Below are 17,344 nucleotides of genomic sequence, written 5' to 3'. Positions count from 1 at the left end.
CATGCCGAATCCCCGCGGGCTGCGCGCCGCCGCCCTGACCTCGACCGCCGTCCTGCTGGCCGCCCTGGTGGCGGGGTGCGGCGACGACGCCGATCCCGGAGGCGGCGGCGGGGACCTGGCGACGCAGAAGCTGACCTGGAAGGACTGTCCGCCGCCCTCCGCGGCCGAGGGCGGCGGCACGGCGCCGTCCCCGCTGCCGGGCGGCGGCGCCTGGCAGTGCGCCACCATGCGCGCGCCCCTGGACTGGGACAAACCCCGGGGCGAGACCATCGGCATCGCGCTGATCCGGGCGAAGGCGAGCGGGCCGGGCGAGCGCATCGGCTCGCTGATCTTCAACTTCGGCGGGCCGGGAGGCTCGGGCGTCAGCACCCTGCCCGCGTTCGCCTCCGACTACGCCAAGCTGCGCACCCGCTACGACCTGGTCAGCTTCGACCCGCGCGGCGTGGGCCGCAGCGCGGGCGTCAAGTGCGAGAGCGACAGCCGGCTCGACCAGTACTTCCAGCAGGACGGGACGCCCGACGACGCCGCCGAGCGGAACGCCTATCTGAAGAACACCGAGCAGTTCAACGCGGCGTGCGAGAGGAACTCCGCGAAGGTCCTCCCGCATGTGGCCACCACGGACGCGGCCCGCGACATGGACCTGATGCGCCAGGTCCTCGGCGACGAGAAGCTGCACTACTTCGGCATCTCCTACGGCACCGAACTGGGCGGTGTGTACGCCCACCTGTTCCCGGGGCACGTGGGCCGCGCCGTCCTCGACGGGGTCGTCGACCCCACGCAGGACCCCGAGCAGAGCTCGCTCGGCCAGGCCAAGGGGTTCCAGCTGGCCTTGGACAACTTCGCGCGGGACTGTGTGTCGAAGGTGGCCGACTGTCCCCTCGGCGACTCCGCGCAGGACGTCGAGAACCGCATCGCCGCCCTGCTCAGGAAGCTCGACAGCGATCCGATCCCGGGTGTCTTCCCGCGCCGGCTGACCGAGACCGCGGCGACCAACGGCATCGCTCAGGCCCTCTACTCCAAGGAACTGTGGCAGCCGCTCACCGAAGGGCTGGAGGAGGCCTACGAGGGGGACGGCAGAATCCTGATGCTGCTGTCCGACGCGCTGAACGGCCGCGACCAGAACGGCGAGTACAGCAACATCACGGCGGCGAACGTCGCCATCAACTGCGCCGACGAGAAGCAGCGGTACGACACCGCCTACGTGCTGAAGAAGCTGCCGGAGTTCCGGGCCGCCTCGCCGCTGTTCGGGGAGTTCCTGGCCTGGGGCATGCTCAGCTGCACCGACTGGCCGGTCAAGGGCGCGGCCGACCACCCCGATGTGAGCGCGCCCGGTTCGGCGCCGATCCTCGTCGTGGGCAACACCGGCGACCCGGCCACCCCGTACGAGGGCGCGAAGAAGATGGTGGACGCGCTGGGCAAGGGCGTCGCCGTCGAACTGACCTACAAGGGCCAGGGCCACGGCTCCTACGACAGCAAGAACAAGTGCGTCCAGAACGCGGTCGACGGCTACCTGCTGAACGGCAAGGTCCCCGCGCCGGGAACGGTCTGCGCCTAGCCCGGCACCCCCCGGCTACCGGAAATCCCCAGGTCAGAGGGTTATCCACAGGCCCTCACCCGTCCGTCCCGGCCTGCCTACCATGGCGTGACAGCCACCGGCGGCCGATCCGCCGGGGCCCACGACGAGGGGGGCGGTATGTCGCGTCACGCACGGTGGAGGACGGGCTCGTCCGCCCGACGGGTCGGTACCCGAATCCGACGGCGCCCGCCCACGCGAACGGCGGGGGCCACGAGCACCCGAGGTGCGCGCGACCCCCGCCGGAGGAACGGAGCGGACCGAGCCGGAGGCTCAGTACACCGGCTTGTGCGGTTCGATCTGGTTGACCCAGCCGATGACGCCGCCGCCGACGTGGACGGCGTCGGCGAAGCCCGCGGACTTCAGCACAGCGAGGACTTCCGCACTGCGGACACCCGTCTTGCAGTTCAAGACGATCTTCTTGTCGTGCGGGAGGGTCTCCAGGGCGGTGCCCATGAGGAACTCGTTCTTCGGGATCAGGCGGGCGCCCGGAATGGCGACGATCTCGAACTCGTTGGGCTCGCGAACGTCGATGAGCTCGAGGTTCTCGCCTTCGTCGATCCACTCCTTGAGCTGCTTGGGAGTGATCGTCGAGTCGGCGGCCGCCGCCTGGGCCTCCTCGGAGACGACGCCGCAGAAGGCCTCGTAGTCGATGAGCTCGGTGACGGTCGGGTTCTCGCCGCAGACCGCGCAGTCGGGGTCCTTGCGGACCTTGACCTGGCGGTACTGCATCTCCAGGGCGTCGTAGATCATCAGGCGGCCGACCAGCGGCTCGCCGATGCCCGCGAGGAGCTTGATCGCCTCGTTGACCTGGATGGAGCCGATGGACGCGCACAGCACGCCCAGGACACCGCCCTCGGCGCAGGAGGGGACCATGCCGGGGGGCGGGGGCTCCGGGTAGAGGCAGCGGTAGCAGGGGCCGTGCTCGGACCAGAAGACCGAGGCCTGGCCGTCGAAGCGGTAGATCGACCCCCACACGTACGGCTTGTCGAGGAGCACGCACGCGTCGTTGACCAGGTAGCGGGTCGCGAAGTTGTCCGTGCCGTCGACGATCAGGTCGTACTGGCTGAAGATGTCCATCACGTTGTCGGCCTCGAGCCGCTCCTCGTGAAGGACCACGTTCACGTACGGGTTGATGCCCTTGACGGTGTCACGCGCGGACTCGGCCTTGGAGCGGCCGATGTCGGACTGGCTGTGGATGACCTGGCGCTGCAGGTTCGATTCGTCGACCTCGTCGAACTCCACGATGCCGAGCGTGCCGACGCCCGCCGCGGCCATGTACATCAGCGCCGGCGAGCCCAGGCCGCCGGCGCCCACACAGAGCACCTTGGCGTTCTTCAGCCGCTTCTGCCCGTCCATCCCCACATCGGGGATGATCAGGTGGCGGGAGTACCTGCGAACCTCGTCTACGGTGAGCTCGGAAGCCGGCTCGACCAGGGGTGGCAACGACACGGGGACTCCGTTGGTCGGTCGATCACTACGGTTGTTCTCCCCGTAACACTGCCACGCCCTTCTTCATTCCGAGACACCTGTTCCGGTACGCGAGACGATCTCGTCCCAGTAGCCGGGCAGGCCCTCCCAGGGGCCGGCGTGATCGCCCTGATCCGTACGGTCGGTGAACCAGACCGTCGCCGCCCCCTGCCAGCGGGCGATGCGCAGCGCCTCGCCGAGATGGCCGCGCGGGACGCCGTGCACGAAGTGGCAGAAGCGCTCGGGCGGATACTCGGCGGTCCACTCCGCCACCTGCGACCACCGGTAGTCGCGCCACGGGCCGCTGAAGGTCACCAGTTGGTCGGCGTTCTCGGCGTAGCCGGGATACGGATGGGTGCCGTGGCCGAGGACGATGTGGGCGTCGGCCCGGAGCGCGCGGAGCGAGGTGACCGTGCGGCGGACCTCGGGCAGCGTGGCACGGTCGGCCGGGCAGTGCCGCAGGAGGAAGCCGTCGACCTGGTACCACTCGAGGTAGCGGTGCGCGTCGGTGACCAGTTCGGTCCGGGACCGGGCGCCGTACGCGATGTCGAGGCGGCCGAGGACGCGGACGCCCGCGTTGCGCAGCCGCCCGGCGGCGTCCAGGCAGTGCGGGTCGGGTTGGACGCCGGGGCCGTCGGCGACGTCGAGGACCACCCAGTCCAGGTGCGTGCCGGGGCGGGTGAGCGCGCTCCACTCGGCGGGGGCGAGCAGGGGGTGGGCGCAGCCGGGGGCGCCGAGTCCGGTGCGGATCCCGGTGCTCGGACAGTCGGTCGTGGTGCTGGTCAGATGCGGCATGCCGCCTCCATCCAGATGTCGGCCAGGGACTCTTCGAGGCTGATCCGGGGCCGCCAGCCGAGCCGGTCGCGGGCGGTGCGCACGTCGGCCTGCTGCCAGCTGCCGCAGCCGTCGGGGTACGGGTACGCGACGGGGGCCGGGTGGTCCGGATCGGTGCGGGGGTGCCCGATGGCGGCCCTGAGGTGGCCGCCGGGCGGGGCGTCGAGCTCCAGCAGGGTGCCGCCGTATCCGGCCACGCGGGCGAGGACGGAGGCGGCCTCGCGCAGCCGGACGGCTCGGCCCGAGCCGATGTTGATGACGCCCTGGGCGGCCGAGAGCGAGGCGGCGTGCACGGCGCGGGCCACGTCGCGGACGTCGATGAAGTCGCGCTGGACGCCGAGGCCGCCGAGCTTGAGGTCGCTGTCGCCGGACTGCATGGCGCGGCGCATGGCCTCGGCCAGGCGGCCGAGCGGGGAGCCCGCCGGGGTCCCCGGCCCGGCGGGCGAGAAGACACGGAGCACGACGGCGTCCAGGCCGGAGCCGAGGACCAGTTCCGTGGCGGCGAGTTTGCTGACGCCGTACGGGCCGCCGGGGCGGGGCACCGCGTCCTCGGCGGTGGAGGACCCGGGCTGGCTGGGGCCGTACTCCGCGCCGCAGCCGATCTGCACCAGGCGGGCCCCGCAGCCGCTGCGGCGCAGTGCCTCGCAGACGGTGGCGACGGCGACCGTGTTGTGCCGGGTGAGTTCGCGAGCGCCGCCGCGCGTGGCGCCCGCGCAGTTGACGACGACGCCGGGGTGGACGGCGTCCAGGAAGCGAGTGAGCGCTCCCGGGCTGCCGGTGGCGAGGTCGAAGCGGACGTCGGCGTCGTCGCCGCGGCCGAGTGCGGTGAGCTGGACGGCCGGGTCGGCGAGCAGCCGGTCGGCGACGAATCGGCCGAGGTATCCGTTGGCTCCGATCAGCAGAACCCTCATCGGGCGGCTCCCGGGGTGTGCGCTCCGGTGGCTCCGGATGCTCCGGACGCTCCGGATCGGGCGGTGGTCATCTGGTGTTCTCCTTCAAAAAGGTGGTGCGTTCGGCGCCGGCTGTACGGCCGGCGGCCGATGACGTGCGGTGGGCGGGCCCCGGCTGGGGCCCCGGCCGGGTGCTGTCGCACGTGGTGGTGCGGTCGCACAGGGAGGTGCGCCGGTGGGGCGCGCGCGGTGCGCGCCGGTGCGCGGGGTGCTCACGGCCTGCTCGGAGACGGCCTGCTCGAAGACGGGGCGCTCGGAGGCGACCCGCTCGGAGGCGGCCCACGCGGTGGCCGGCCGCTCGCGTCCTAGGGACTGTCACGGTCGCCACCCGGACGCCTGTGACGGCCACCGCCACGGCCACCACTCCAGTGGTCCCCGTGGCTGCCGCTCGGAGGCCCGTCACGGCTGTCCCTCCGTCCGCGCGTGGGCCGAGGCGCGGCTCAGTGCGCGGGTCGCATGGACCAGCAGGGCCAGGGCGGCGGCTCCACAGGCCAGTACGGGCACCGCGCCCGGGCCCCAGGCCGTGACGACGGTGTCGACCGGGACGGCGAGCGGGTCGCAGCCCGGCAGGCGGCCGGCGAAGACGCTGGCCTGGGCCGTCACCTCGGCCGTGGCGGCGGCGCCGAGGGCCACGGCCGGGGCGTGGGTGGAGCCGTGGACGGTGAGGAGGCGGGCGAGCAGCAGCAGGGCGCCCAGCGTGAGGATCCGCGCCTGGTCGGCCGGCTCGTGCAGGACCGCGCCGCAGACGGCGAGGAGGACGGCCAGCGCGCACAGGAACAGGGCGAACGCGCCGAGGAGCAGGGGCCGTGCGGAGGCGGCGAACTCGTCCAGGCCGCGGCTGACCGCCAGTCGCCGCCGGGCGCGTACGGCGAAGAGGTGGGCGACACAGGCCGCCGGGGCGAGGGCGAGGGTGAGTGCCAGGACGGAGGTGGTGGACAGGGGCCAGGGGCCGCCGGCCGCGGTGCCGTCGGGCAGTCCGTCGGGGCCGCCGCCGACGGCCGCGCCGAGCAGTCCGTCACCGAGCGCGGCGTAGCCGAGGAGCCAGCACGTCCAGGCGCGGGTGCCGGGGGTGCGGGTGCCGGGCGCTCGGTGCCGGGCGGCGCTCAGCGGGCCGCGGCGGAGGACCGCGCGCACGCCCAGGGCGACGGCGAGGACCGCGGCCGCGGTCACCGTCAGGCGCGTCCGGCCCTCGGCCAGGCGCAGTCCGGCGATCCCGGCGGCGCACAGGGCACCGGGCAGCAGGGTGAGCAGGAAGGGGCCGGGACCGGTTCGGGGCCGGTCGGCGGTGCCGGAGTGCGGGGACGTCTCCGTGTCGCGGGCGACCCGGGCGTACATCTCCTCGGCGAGGGAGAAGACGTCGCGATGGCGGAAGCGGGCGGCGGTGCGGTCGGTGACGCCGTGCGCCTCCAGGCCCGCGGCGATCTCCAGCGGGTCGACCGCGCGTTCGCACAGGTCGCGGTGCCGACGCATCAGCACCTTGACCGGGTCGGCGCCGCCTCGCCGGGAGACCGCCGGCGGGGGCGTCCGGTCGAGGACGTGGCCGGCCGGGGTGAGCGGCGGGTGCTCCGCTCCGGGGACCTCTGGACTCCTCATGTCTCTCGGGTTCTTCGGGGTGGTCATCGGGTGGCCTCCGTGGGGGACGCCGGGGCCGGGGTCCGGGCGGGGGCGGTGGCCGCCCAGGCGGGGCCGCCGCGAGCCGCGAGGGAGGCGGCGGGGGCGGGCGGGCCGGTCCAACGGCCGGCGACATGGGCCTCGGCCGGGGCGGCGAACGGGAGCGGTTCGCCCGAGCGGTCGAGGACGACGCGCCGGACCGGGCACTGCGAGACGATCTCCAGGTAGATGCCGTGGAACGCCGCGATGTTCTGCTCGACGGTGAACAGTTCGAGCGCTCGGGCGCGGGCGGCGGCGCCCAGGCGGGCACGGCGCTCGGAGTCGCCCAGCAGGCTCGCGCACGCCTCCGCGAGCGCCTGCGGATTGCGCGGGGGCACGACCAGACCCGTGCCCCCGACGACCTCGACGACGGCTCCGACGTCGGTGGAGACCGTCGCGCGACCGCAGAGCATGGCCGCGACGAGGCCCAGCGGGAAGCCCTCCACGACGCTCGACAGGACGATCACCGAGCCAGCCGCGTAGGCGTCGGCGCGGCTCGGCGCCTCGGGGCCGCCGATCTCCTCGAAGGAGACCGGGTTGTCGCCGGCGGTGTGCGGGCCCGTGGCCTCGTCGGGGAAGAGCTGGGCGGCCAGCGCCTTGCAGTGGCCGAGGTAGGCGGCTGCTTCGGGGCCGGTCGCCGACCCCACGATCCTGAGCCGCGCCTTCGGCAGCGCCGTGCGCACCCGCGTGAAGGCGTGCAGCAGGGACACCAGGTCCTTGGTGGGTTCGACGCGGCCCACCCACACCAGCGTGTCCGGGTCGGCGGGCTCCGGGGACTCGCCGACCTCGGTGAAGGCGGTGGCGTCCAGGCCGGGGTGGACGGTGCGCAGCCTGGCGCGGTCCGCGCCGCAGCGCTCCTGCCAGCGGCGGGCGTGGGCGTTGCCGTGGGTGACCACGGCGGCCCGTCGGTAGACCTCGGCGGCGAGGGAGCCGTGGAAGGCGGCGAGCAGGGCCCGCTCGGCCGGTGCGACGTCGTCTCGGGCGGCCAGGTAGTGCGCGCGCAGCGGCACGCCGTACTCGGTGACCAGCAGGGGGACGTCGCAGAAGTGGCGGGCGAGGAGTCCCGGCAGCGCGGTCGTGCCGCCGGCCGCCGTGTGGCACAGGTCGGCGGCGCCGAGGCCGTCGTCCTCGTGCCAGTCGAGCGAGAGGGGGCGCAGGGCGCGTTCGAGGTGGGCGGCGACCGCGAGGAGGTCGGGGACGCGCGCCTGGCGCGCCGCGCGCTGCGCGCCGGGTGCGCGGCAGGCGCGTTCGAGGGCACGGACGGCGGTCTCCGAGCGCAGGGCGCCCGCGAGCCCGCCCTCGTCACGGGCGAGTTCGGCGAGCCCGTAGAGCGCCCTGGCGAAACGGTCCGCCTCGACGTCCGGGCCGCCGCGGCCGGCCGTGTCGCAGAGGTCGGCGTTGCTCGCCGTGGCCAGGGCCGCCGCCAGTTCGCCGTAGCACTCGGCGAAGTGGCGGCGCGCACGGCGCCCGTACGCCGGGCCGTCGTCGGCCGAGGCCCACAGGGACGCCGTACGGACCCGGCCGACGTGCTGCGGCAACGGGAGCCAGCCCTCGTCCTCCTGCTGTCGGCTGCGGCTGAGCGCGTAGAGGTCGAACTCGTGCTGTCCGAGCCCGCGTACGAGCCGTTCGCACCAGAGTCCGGCGTCACCGCTCACATACGGATAGCCACCTTCCGTCACCAGTCCGATGCGCACGCGTGCACCCCCGATCTCCTTCGGTCTCTGCCGTGTTGATGGCCGCCGGACGGTGTCGGCGGCGCGCAGCGGGACGAAGGTATGCGGACATGCCGGTGGCGCGACGGACGGTTGTCCATCGCGCCACCAGAAGGGGTGAACGGTCGTGACTTTCCCGTGCGGGTCGCGTTCGGTCGCGCTAGGGGATCACTCGACCACGAAACGTCACTTCACGCGCCTCCCGTCACGCCGTGGCCGGCGGCGCGGAGGACGGTGGCGACCGGTCCGTGCTCGACCGCCCGCCCGTCGCGTATGACCAGCACCTCGTCCACGCTCTCGGCGACGACGCCCACGTCGTGGGTGACGAGCGGCAGGCCCGTCCCGGTCTCCTCGCGCAGCGTGTGCAGCAGCTCGAGGATCTGCGCCTGGACGGTCACGTCGAGCGCGGTGGCCGGCTCGTCGGCGATCAGCAGGTCGGGCGCGCAGGCCGGCGCCATGGCGATCAGAGCGCGCCGGCGCATGCCGCCGCTGAACTCGTGCGCCGTGACCGGAGCGCCGCGCCGCGTTGGGATGCCGACGCGCTCCGGCGCTTCGACGGCACGCGCGCGGCAGGGAGTCGAACGAACCATCCGGCGCATTGTCGACGCGATCCACGCGCCGGTCGTCAACTCCGCGGATAGGGCCAGGCGTTGGGCAGACAGTGGATCCCGTCGTGGTCGAGGAACTTGGTCTGCTGCTGCATGACGGGCGCCAGCTCGCCGTTCTTCTGGCAGGTGACGTGGTTGTGGCCGAGCCGGTGGCCGACCTCGTGGTTGATCAGCATCTGCCGGTAGGCGTACATCGCGTCGCCGTAGGTCTTGGAGCCCTGGGCCCACCGGTAGGCGTTGATCATCACGCGCTCGGTCGCGGCCGAGTCGCAGGAGACGTTGTCCTCGGTGGTGTCCAGCCCGGACTTGGCGCACCAGGTGGCGGTGGTGCCCGGGCTGGCGAGGGTGATCACGAAGTCGGGTTCGCCGGAGGAGATCCGCTCGAAGGTGCGTACGCCGCCGTGGGCCCAGCTGCGGTCGTCGTTGAGGGTCTTCTGCACGGCGTCGGCGAAGAGCGCGCCGTCCAGCCCGAGACCCTGCTCCACGTCGACGCGGTAGGTGTACTTGCGTCCCCTGCCGGGCGCCTTGGCGTAGCCCGGCACCGCCTCGAACTTCCCCGATCCCTTGAGGGCCGGGCTGAGCGGATACCTGGTGTTCATCTTCTGGGCGTACGTCAGCGCCACCGCGCGCGGGGAGGGCGTCGGGCTCGCCTGGCCGTCCGGGCCCGTGGTGCCGCGGACGTCGCCGACGCCGCCCGGGGCCGCCTGGGTCCGGGTGCCCGCGCCGCCGTCGGTGACCTGTCCGGCGACGACGACGGCGAGCACGGTGGTGACGGCCGCGGCGGCGATGCCGGTGAAGGTCCGCCCCTTGGGGACGTTCCTGCCACGGGTGGACGCGTCGGCGGCCGGCGCGGCGCCGTCCGGGGCGCGGTTCCCTCCTTCCGGCCCGGCCGGGACGGCGGGCACGGTGGAGGCGGCGGGGCCGGACGGGGGCTGCCCGGCGTCGCGGGGCCGGGGTACGAAGACGTCGGCGTCCTCGTCGAAGGCGTCGAGGTAGTCCTGCCGGGGGCCGCCGGGGGGCGCCTGCCGCTGCCGGGGAATGGGAAGGCCGGGAGCGGCGGAGGGACCCGCGCCGGCGGCGCCTGGGGTGCCTCGCCGCCCGCGCTTCCCGGTGCCCGCTTCCTCGCCCCGAGGCCCCGGCCGGCCCCAGCCGCCGCCGGCTTCCCGCTGCTCCGGATGCCCGCCGCGAGCCTGCGGGACACCGCGGGCGGGGGTGCCGTCGGCCAGGCGGGGAACACCGTGCGCCGGCGTGCCGTCGTGAAGACGCCGCACTCCCTGGGCGGGTGTGCCGTCGGGAGAACGGGGGACTCCCCGGGCGGGTGTGCCGCCGTCGGGGAAGCGGGGGACACCGCGGGCGGGCGTGCCGCCGTCGGGGAAGCGGGGGACACCGCGGGCGGGCGTGCCGCCGTCGGGGAACCTCGGGACGCCCCGCGCGGGTGTGCCGTCGGGAAGACGGGGGACACCGCGGGCGGGCGTGCCGTCCGGGAGACGGGGGTCGCCCTGGGCGGGCGTGCCCTCGGAGAGGCGCGGTCCCGTGTGGACCGGACCGCCGCCCGGCCGCTGCTGCCCGGGGACCTGGCCGTCGCCGGTCCGCCGCCCCGGCGGCACCGTGCCCTGCCGCGGCCGCCCGGCCGGCGCCTGGCTCTGCCGGGGCATCGCGTCCGGCGCCGGCGTCCCGCCCTGTCGCGGCATCGCGCCCGGCGCGGCGATCGCGCCCGGTCCCGACCGACCGTCCCAGCCGTCCCCGGCCGCGAGGCCGTTCGGGTCGCCCCGGCGGCTTCCGAGTCCTCGCCGCTCCTGTCCCTCCGTGCCCTCGGGGCCGTCCTGGCGGCCCTGGCCGTCCCGCTCTCCGGTCGTCTGCGCGCTGTCGCCCTTGGGGGCGGGTCCGCGGCGGCTGTGGCGTCCCACCTCGACCCTCAGCCCCCCATGCCCATGGTCATGCCGGAAGCCCCCGCATCGGTCCCCGTCCCTCCGGAGCCCGCGGCCCCCTCCCCCGGTGCCGCCGGCTTCCCCGGTTCCCCGGGCCCGCGCCACCGTGTCCGCGCCCCGGTCTCCGTCAGCAGTTCCCGGAACGCGGTCGCCACCGTCTCGGGGTACTCCATCATCGCCACGTGTCCCGCGTCCGGCAGGGTGAGCAGACGGGAGTCGCGGAACGCCCGCGCCGCCCGCCGCGCCATGCGGAAGCCCACGAGCTGGTCCCGGCCGCCGTAGACCAGCAGCGTCGGGGCGAGCACCCGTTCGGCCTGACGCCACAGACCGTGCTGGCCGCCCAGCGTGTACGCGTCCACGATCCCGCGCGCGGAGCGGGCCATCGCGTCCCAGAAGTACGGCAGCTGCAGCCGCCGCTCCATCTCCCGCACCGCGTCGCGGAATCCCTCGGGCGTCACCCGTTCGGGGTCGCCGTAACACAGGGCCATGACCCCGCGGACGCGCTGCTCGGCCGTCCACTGACGGGTGAGCCGGGTGAAGAGGGCGGCCACGCCCGGCAGGGCGAGCAGCCCGGTCGGCACCGCCGAGCGCTGCACGCGCAGCTCGGGCAGCGCGGGCGAGACGAGGGTGAGCGTGCGCACCAGGTCCGGGCGGAGCGCGGCCACGCGCGTGGAGACGGCGCCGCCCAGCGAGTTGCCCACGAGGTGGACCGGTCCGCGGCCGGAGGCGTCGAGGAAGTGGATCACCGCGCGCGCGTGCGCGGTGACCGAATAGTTGCCGTCGTCCGGCGGCGGGGAGTCGCCGAAGCCCGGCAGGTCGACGGCCTCGCCGTCGACGGTGTCCTCCAGCAGGGCCATCAGGGCCGACCAGTTCTGCGAGGAGCCGCCGAGCCCGTGGACGTAGAGCGCGGGCGGGAGGTCCTCGCGGACGGGAGGCCGGGAACGCACCGTCAGGGTGATGCCCGGCAGTTCGACCGAGCGCAGCCGCTCGCCCTCTTCGGCCGCGACGGGTGCCACCCTGGGAAGGACGTTGGCGGGCGGCACGGGAGGCAGCTCGGTCGAAGACATGCGGCAATGTTACGAGACGATCACGCAATGGCTCATGTGTTCGCCGTCACAAATAGGCCCCATGCCGCCCCAAAGGACTCACGTTCGGGCCGTGCACGGCATGGCGTCCGGATCGGGTGTCTCCTACGCTCGTACAGAGGGCACCCGCATCAGCCCCCGTTCGTTCCGGGGACGACCACGAGAAGGGAGCCCAGCATGGCATTCGACCCGACCGAGCCCGACACGTTCGAGGATGAGAACGGCGCCGAGATCGACGTCGAGGCGCCGGAGGGCGACGCCGCAGAGCAGAAGACCGACATCGCGCCGGATCAGGACGACTCGCTGACGGAAGTGGACCCGGACCGCGGGAACGAGGCCGACCTCATCGAGCAGGCACGGGTCGTCTCCCTCGACGAGGACGACTACCGGTGACGTGGTCGCCCGCGAAGCGGACGGCCGCCGGCACGGCGGGCCCGCGCCGGTGACGCACCCACCGGTGACGCGCCCCGCCGACGGCCGGCCCGCCGACGGGGCGCGGGAGCGCCGCCGGGCGACGGCGGAACGGACGCCTGTCGCTGCCCGGCCTGGAACGGTGTGAAACGTTCTGCGCCGGTTTCACCACCGTCCGGTCCGTGAAATTTCGTGCTCGCACCGCGCACAGTACGGTTACCGAAAAGTACGATGGCGGCGCGGCGCACACCGCACAGGGACGACTTTGGGAGGCGGCGTGACAGCCATCGAGCAGACAGAGGCGGCACGCCCGCGAGGCACGCGCCTGCCGCGCCGTGCCCGACGGAACCAGCTGCTGGGCGCCGCCCAGGAGGTCTTCGTGGCGCAGGGCTACCACGCCGCCGCGATGGACGACATCGCCGAGCGCGCCGGCGTCAGCAAGCCGGTGCTCTACCAGCACTTCCCGGGCAAGCTCGACCTCTATCTCGCCCTGCTGGACCAGCACTGCGAGTCCCTCATCCAGTCCGTGCGCAGCGCGCTGGCGTCGACCACCGACAACAAGCAGCGCGTACGGGCCACGATGGACGCCTACTTCGCGTACGTCGAGGACGACGGCGGCGCCTTCCGCCTGGTGTTCGAGTCGGACCTGACGAACGAGCCCGCGGTGCGCGAGCGCGTCGACAAGGTCACCAACGAGTGCGCCGAGGCGATCTGCGACGTCATCGCCGAGGACACCGGCCTCTCGCGCGCGGAGTCGATGCTGCTCGCCTCCGGCCTCGGCGGTCTCGCCCAGGTCGTGGCCCGCTCCTGGCTGCACAGCGACCGCAGCGTGCCCCGGGACCAGGCGGTGCAGCTGCTGACGTCGCTGGCGTGGCGCGGCATCGCGGGCTTCCCGATGCACGGCAGCGACCAGCAGCACTGAGCGACGCCGCCCGTCCCGCGGCCGGTCCGTGCGTTTGTTCCCGCGCCCTGTTCGCTCCTGGCGTGCTTCGGCGGAGCGTGTTCGTCCCCTCACCGGGCTAATGTGTGCTGGGTACGGCGCGGAAGGTCGCGCACTTCACTGACCGTCGGAGGGACATAGCCGTGGAGGTCAAGATCGGCGTGCAGCACGCGCCCCGCGAGATCGTTCTGGAGAGCGGTCAGAGCGCCGAGGAGGTCGAGCGGGCGGTGGCCGAGGCGCTGGCCGGCAAGTCGCAGCTGCTGACCCTCGTGGACGAGCACGGCCGCAAGGTGCTGGTCCCGGCCGAGCGTCTCGCGTACGTCGAGCTGGGCGAGCCGGCCCCGCGCAAGGTGGGCTTCGGCGCGCTGTAGGACGCGAAGGCGACAGCGACACGAGGAGGGCCCGGCGGAAACCGCCGGGCCCTCCTCGTGTCTTCGCTCCCCGAATCCTCCTCGGTTTCCGTCCTCGGCGGGCCGTCTCCGCTCCCGGCCCCGCCTGGGCCGCCAGGCACATGGGCGACGCACGAACAGCCCATGGGGGAGGGTTGGGTTCCGCAGGTCAGGGGTATGACCGGAACGACCGTCAGCACCGGCCGACCATGTGGGAGGGAACCGTGTTGTTCTTCGAGGCGTTCGGCTCCGCCGTGCTCGGTCTGGTGTTCGGCATGGCGCTGTTGCGCCGCCTGTCCCACCGGCTGCCGTCCCGGCGGCTGGTGCTGTCGACCGGCGTCGCGGGCGCCCTCTTCGGCGACTTCGTCACCCACAGCGCGCTGGGTTCCGGGCCCCTCCTGCCGAGCCTGCTCGGCGCGGTGGTCGTCTCGACCGCCTCGCTGTCCCTGCTGGTGCGCCCCGCGGGAAGAATGCGCCGGCGGTCGGCGCCGGCCTGATCCGCCGCCGCCGGCGGCGCACCCGCTGACAGCGCGCCTTCGACGGCGACGGAACAGGCCTCCGGCTCACGTCAGGCGGCCAGGCCCAGCGCGGCCATGCGCTTGGTGTGCGCCTCGGTGATGCGGGAGAACATCCTGCCGACCTCGGCCAGGTCGAAGCCGTCGGCGACTCCGCCGACGAGCATCGTGGACAGCGCGTCCCGGTCGGCCACGACCCGCTGGGACTGCGACAGCGCCTCGCCCATCAGACGCCGCGCCCACAGGGCGAGCCGGCCGCCCACCCGCGGATCCGCGTCGATCGCCGCGCGCACCTTCTCCACCGCGAAACCGGCGTGACCGGTGTCGTCGAGGACGGCCAGGACCAGCTCACGGGTGTCGGTGTCCAGACGGGCGGCGACCTCACGGTAGAAGTCGCTGGCGATCGAGTCGCCGACGTACGCCTTGACGAGCCCCTCCAGCCAGTCCGAGGGCGCGGTCTGCTTGTGGAAGCCGTCGAGCGCGGCCACGAACGGGTCCATCGCCGCCGTCGGCTCCGCACCGATCTCGGTGAGCCGGTCGCGCAGCCGCTCGAAGTGGTGGAACTCCGCCGACGCCATCTTCGCCAGTTCGGCCTTGTCCGCGAGGGTGGGCGCCAGCTTGGCGTCCTCGGCGAGCCGCTCGAACGCGGCCAGCTCGCCGTACGCGAGGGCGCCGAGCAGGTCCACGACCGCGGCGCGGTACTGCGGGTCGGCGGCGGCCGTCGCCCAGTCCTGGGCGGCGATCCCGGTGCGTGCGGCGGGGGTGTCGGAGACGTGGTCGGACTTGTCAGAGCTCGTCATGAAGCGCACAATAGCCCGCTCACCGCACCCCGTAAGGACCTGGTCAGCGAGTGTGACGACGACTACGTGACCAAACCGGCCATCGCGTGTGCGGCAATCCGGGGTATGGTGGTAATGCGCCCGCCGAGTACGCCGATGCATTCGGACGTATGCCGACAGGGCGCACGCATGAGGATGCCCGGTCGGTGGCCCGATCGGCTCCGACCCGACAGCCCTCCCTGACCGTACGGCACTGCGCGTACGGGGATCGGAGGGACACCCTCAGCGGTACGAGCGCTAGAGCGTCGGCTGTGGTCCTGTGCCATCGAGTCGCCCCCCGAGGCGACCGACGTCCCCGGCACGGTCAGACGACACGACCCCCGCGCTCGCCTCGCGCCGCACACACACAGAAGAGGCAGCACCCTGACTACCACGTTCCGAGAACTCGGCATCCTTCCCGAGACCGCCGAGGCGCTGGAAGCCGTCGGCATCACCACCCCCTTCCCCATCCAGGAGATGACGCTGCCCGTGGCCCTCACGGGCACGGACGTCATCGGCCAGGCCAAGACCGGCACCGGCAAGACGCTCGGCTTCGGCCTTCCGCTCCTGGAGCGCGTGACCGTCCCCGCCGACGTCGAGGCCGGCCGCGCCCGGCCCGAGGCCCTCACCGACGCCCCCCAGGCACTCGTCGTCGTCCCCACGCGCGAGCTGTGCACGCAGGTCACCAACGACCTGCTGACCGCCGGCAAGGTGCGCAACGTGCGGGTCGTCGCGATCTACGGCGGCCGGGCCTACGAGCCCCAGGTCGAGGCCCTGAAGAACGGCGTCGACGTCGTCGTCGGCACCCCGGGCCGTCTGCTCGACCTGGCCGGCCAGAAGAAGCTGAACCTGAAGCACGTCAAGGCGCTCGTCCTGGACGAGGCCGACGAGATGCTCGACCTGGGCTTCCTGCCCGACGTCGAGAAGATCATCGACATGCTGCCGGTGAAGCGGCAGACCATGCTGTTCTCGGCCACCATGCCGGGCGCCGTGATCGGTCTGGCCCGCCGCTACATGTCGCAGCCCACGCACATCCGCGCCACCGCGCCGGACGACGAGGGCGCGACGGTGGCCAACACCACGCAGTTCATCTACCGCGCGCACAACATGGACAAGCCCGAGATGGTCGCGCGCATCCTGCAGGCCGAGGGCCGCGGGCTGGCGATGATCTTCTGCCGCACCAAGCGCACGGCGGCCGACCTCGCCGACCAGCTCAAGCAGCGCGGTTTCGCCTCCGGCGCGGTCCACGGCGACCTCGGCCAGGGCGCCCGCGAGCAGGCGCTGCGCGCCTTCCGCAACGGCAAGGTCGACGTGCTCGTCTGCACCGACGTCGCCGCCCGCGGCATCGACGTCGAGGGCGTCACGCACGTCATCAACTACCAGTCGCCCGAAGAGGAGAAGACGTACCTGCACCGCATCGGCCGTACCGGCCGCGCGGGCGCCAAGGGCACGGCGATCACCCTCGTCGACTGGGACGACATCCCGCGCTGGCAGCTGATCAACAAGGCGCTGCAGCTGGGCTTCAACGACCCGCCGGAGACGTACTCCACCTCCCCGCACCTGTTCTCCGACCTGGGCATCCCCCAGGGCACGAAGGGCATCCTGCCGCGCTCGGAGCGCACCCGCGCCGGTCTGGACGCGGAGGTGCTGGAGGACCTCGGCGAGACCGGTGGCCGCGGTGGCCGCGGCGGTCGTGGCGGCCGGGACGAGGCACGTCCCGCCGAACGCGAGCGCGAGCGCTCGGCGCGCACCCCGCGCCGTCGCCGCCGCACCCGTGGCGGCGCCCTGGTGGACTCCGCCGCGGCGGAGTCGACCACCGCGGGCACGCCCGCCGAGGCCGAGGCCGCCGAGGAGGCCACGGCCACCCGCACCCCGCGCCGTCGTCGGCGCACGCGCGGCGGCGCCCCGGGCCAGCCGACGGCCGCCGCGACGGCGACGACGGCGAGCGAGCCGGCCGTCGAGACCGTGGCGCAGGCCGCGGTGACGGCGGAGAGCGCGGCGCCGGCCGCGTCCGTGACCGCCACGGCTCCGGCCGTCGACGCGGCCGAGGCCCCGGCGAAGGCGCGCCGCCGCAGGACCCGCAGGTCCGCGGAGGAGACGGCGACGACGGGCGACGTCCAGGCCGCGGCCGAGGCGGCGACCGTCACGCCCGAGGCGCAGGAGACCGCGCCGGCCCCGCGCCGCACCCGCAAGAAGGCGGCCCCGGCCGCCGAAGCGACGGTCGACACGGCCGAAGGCGCTGCCGCCGAGCCGGAGACCAAGCCGCGCCGCACCCGGAAGGCCGCCGCGGCCCCCGAGACGGCGGTGGACGCCGCCGAGGGCGCCGTCGCCGAGCCGGAGGCCAAGCCGCGTCGCCGTACCCGCAAGGCCGTCGAGGCCGCGCCGGCGGCCACCGCCGTGGTGGAGTCGGCGGACACGGCGGAGGCCACCGAGGCGAAGCCGAAGCGCACCCGCAAGACCG

General features: G+C 74.0%; 14 protein-coding genes and 1 pseudogene. 6 read left to right on the top strand and 9 right to left on the bottom strand.

The genetic code is table 11. The features are described 5' to 3' along the window. Position 1: 1 nt before the first annotated feature. The gene (locus ACH5A8_RS27330; RefSeq protein ID WP_399006258.1) at positions 2-1,555 is read left to right on the top strand and encodes an alpha/beta hydrolase; all 1,554 of its coding nucleotides are present in this window, start codon (positions 2-4) and stop codon (positions 1,553-1,555) included. 291 nt (positions 1,556-1,846) lie between these two features. Here the strand turns inward: ACH5A8_RS27330 and moeZ are convergent, their stop codons facing one another. The 8 genes and pseudogenes from moeZ to ACH5A8_RS27290 form a co-directional block, all read right to left on the bottom strand. Beyond that, positions 1,847-3,025, bottom strand: coding sequence for an adenylyltransferase/sulfurtransferase MoeZ (moeZ, locus tag ACH5A8_RS27325; RefSeq protein ID WP_399006256.1), 1,179 nt, complete (start codon positions 3,023-3,025; stop codon positions 1,847-1,849). Positions 3,026-3,088: 63 nt separating this feature from the next. Further along, positions 3,089-3,838, bottom strand: coding sequence for a spherulation-specific family 4 protein (locus ACH5A8_RS27320; RefSeq protein WP_399006254.1), 750 nt, complete (start codon positions 3,836-3,838; stop codon positions 3,089-3,091). After that, the gene (locus ACH5A8_RS27315) at positions 3,826-4,788 is read right to left on the bottom strand and encodes an NAD-dependent epimerase/dehydratase family protein (RefSeq protein WP_399006252.1); all 963 of its coding nucleotides are present in this window, start codon (positions 4,786-4,788) and stop codon (positions 3,826-3,828) included. Before ACH5A8_RS27315 ends, ACH5A8_RS27320 begins: the two co-directional genes overlap by 13 nt. A 438-nt stretch (positions 4,789-5,226) precedes the next feature. Beyond that, positions 5,227-6,420 (bottom strand): hypothetical protein, encoded by a 1,194-nt coding sequence (locus ACH5A8_RS27310; protein ID WP_399006250.1) that lies wholly within the window; start codon positions 6,418-6,420, stop codon positions 5,227-5,229. Between the two features lie 23 nt (positions 6,421-6,443). After that, positions 6,444-8,171, bottom strand: coding sequence for a DUF3492 domain-containing protein (locus ACH5A8_RS27305; protein ID WP_399006248.1), 1,728 nt, complete (start codon positions 8,169-8,171; stop codon positions 6,444-6,446). A gap of 221 nt (positions 8,172-8,392) precedes the next feature. Then, positions 8,393-8,860, bottom strand: a pseudogene (locus ACH5A8_RS27300) (ATP-binding cassette domain-containing protein); the annotation flags it as partial. Next, complete coding sequence (locus tag ACH5A8_RS27295) at positions 8,815-10,704, bottom strand: DUF3152 domain-containing protein (protein WP_399006246.1); 1,890 nt, start codon at positions 10,702-10,704, stop codon at positions 8,815-8,817. The gene ACH5A8_RS27295 and the pseudogene ACH5A8_RS27300, both read right to left, overlap by 46 nt. Positions 10,705-10,712: 8 nt before the next feature. Next, positions 10,713-11,792, bottom strand: coding sequence for an alpha/beta fold hydrolase (locus tag ACH5A8_RS27290; protein ID WP_399006245.1), 1,080 nt, complete (start codon positions 11,790-11,792; stop codon positions 10,713-10,715). Between the two features lie 195 nt (positions 11,793-11,987). Between ACH5A8_RS27290 and ACH5A8_RS27285 the strand changes: the two genes are divergently transcribed. The 4 genes from ACH5A8_RS27285 (at position 11,988) to ACH5A8_RS27270 (ending at position 14,047) form a co-directional block, all read left to right on the top strand. Further along, positions 11,988-12,203, top strand: coding sequence for a hypothetical protein (locus ACH5A8_RS27285; RefSeq protein ID WP_399006243.1), 216 nt, complete (start codon positions 11,988-11,990; stop codon positions 12,201-12,203). Positions 12,204-12,498: 295 nt separating this feature from the next. Next, positions 12,499-13,143 carry a TetR/AcrR family transcriptional regulator gene (locus ACH5A8_RS27280; protein WP_399006241.1) on the top strand — a complete coding sequence of 215 codons (645 nt, stop codon included), beginning with the start codon at positions 12,499-12,501 and terminating at the stop codon, positions 13,141-13,143. A gap of 161 nt (positions 13,144-13,304) precedes the next feature. Continuing rightward, entirely contained in the window at positions 13,305-13,532 is a 228-nt protein-coding gene (locus tag ACH5A8_RS27275; protein ID WP_189705270.1) for a DUF3107 domain-containing protein, read from the top strand. Between the two features lie 227 nt (positions 13,533-13,759). Then, the gene (locus ACH5A8_RS27270; RefSeq protein ID WP_399006239.1) at positions 13,760-14,047 is read left to right on the top strand and encodes a hypothetical protein; all 288 of its coding nucleotides are present in this window, start codon (positions 13,760-13,762) and stop codon (positions 14,045-14,047) included. 71 nt (positions 14,048-14,118) lie between these two features. On the opposite strand, the gene ACH5A8_RS27265 is transcribed toward ACH5A8_RS27270, so the two are convergent. Beyond that, positions 14,119-14,865 (bottom strand): ferritin-like fold-containing protein, encoded by a 747-nt coding sequence (locus ACH5A8_RS27265; protein ID WP_399006237.1) that lies wholly within the window; start codon positions 14,863-14,865, stop codon positions 14,119-14,121. Between the two features lie 495 nt (positions 14,866-15,360). Here ACH5A8_RS27265 and ACH5A8_RS27260 point away from each other — a divergent pair. Beyond that, a partial coding sequence (locus ACH5A8_RS27260) for a DEAD/DEAH box helicase (RefSeq protein WP_399006235.1) occupies positions 15,361-17,344 on the top strand: 1,984 nt, incomplete at its 3' end.

The organism is Streptomyces sp. NPDC018610, assembly GCF_044391765.1.
Taxonomy (GTDB): Bacteria; Actinomycetota; Actinomycetes; order Streptomycetales; family Streptomycetaceae; genus Streptomyces.
The sequence above is the reverse complement of the archived record's forward strand: the minus strand, read 5'-3'. Positions and strand labels throughout refer to the sequence as shown.

Bases quoted from the DNA above. Each gene is read 5' to 3' on its own strand.
- ACH5A8_RS27330 (WP_399006258.1), top strand. From the start codon at position 2: ATGCCGAATCCCCGCGGGCTGCGCGCCGCCGCCCTGACCTCGACCGCC.
- ACH5A8_RS27320 (WP_399006254.1), bottom strand. From the start codon at position 3,838: ATGCCGCATCTGACCAGCACCACGACCGACTGTCCGAGCACCGGGATC.
- ACH5A8_RS27315 (WP_399006252.1), bottom strand. From the start codon at position 4,788: ATGAGGGTTCTGCTGATCGGAGCCAACGGATACCTCGGCCGATTCGTC.
- ACH5A8_RS27310 (WP_399006250.1), bottom strand. From the start codon at position 6,420: ATGAGGAGTCCAGAGGTCCCCGGAGCGGAGCACCCGCCGCTCACCCCG.
- ACH5A8_RS27290 (WP_399006245.1), bottom strand. From the start codon at position 11,792: ATGTCTTCGACCGAGCTGCCTCCCGTGCCGCCCGCCAACGTCCTTCCC.
- ACH5A8_RS27285 (WP_399006243.1), top strand. From the start codon at position 11,988: ATGGCATTCGACCCGACCGAGCCCGACACGTTCGAGGATGAGAACGGC.
- ACH5A8_RS27270 (WP_399006239.1), top strand. From the start codon at position 13,760: ATGTGGGAGGGAACCGTGTTGTTCTTCGAGGCGTTCGGCTCCGCCGTG.
- ACH5A8_RS27265 (WP_399006237.1), bottom strand. From the start codon at position 14,865: ATGACGAGCTCTGACAAGTCCGACCACGTCTCCGACACCCCCGCCGCA.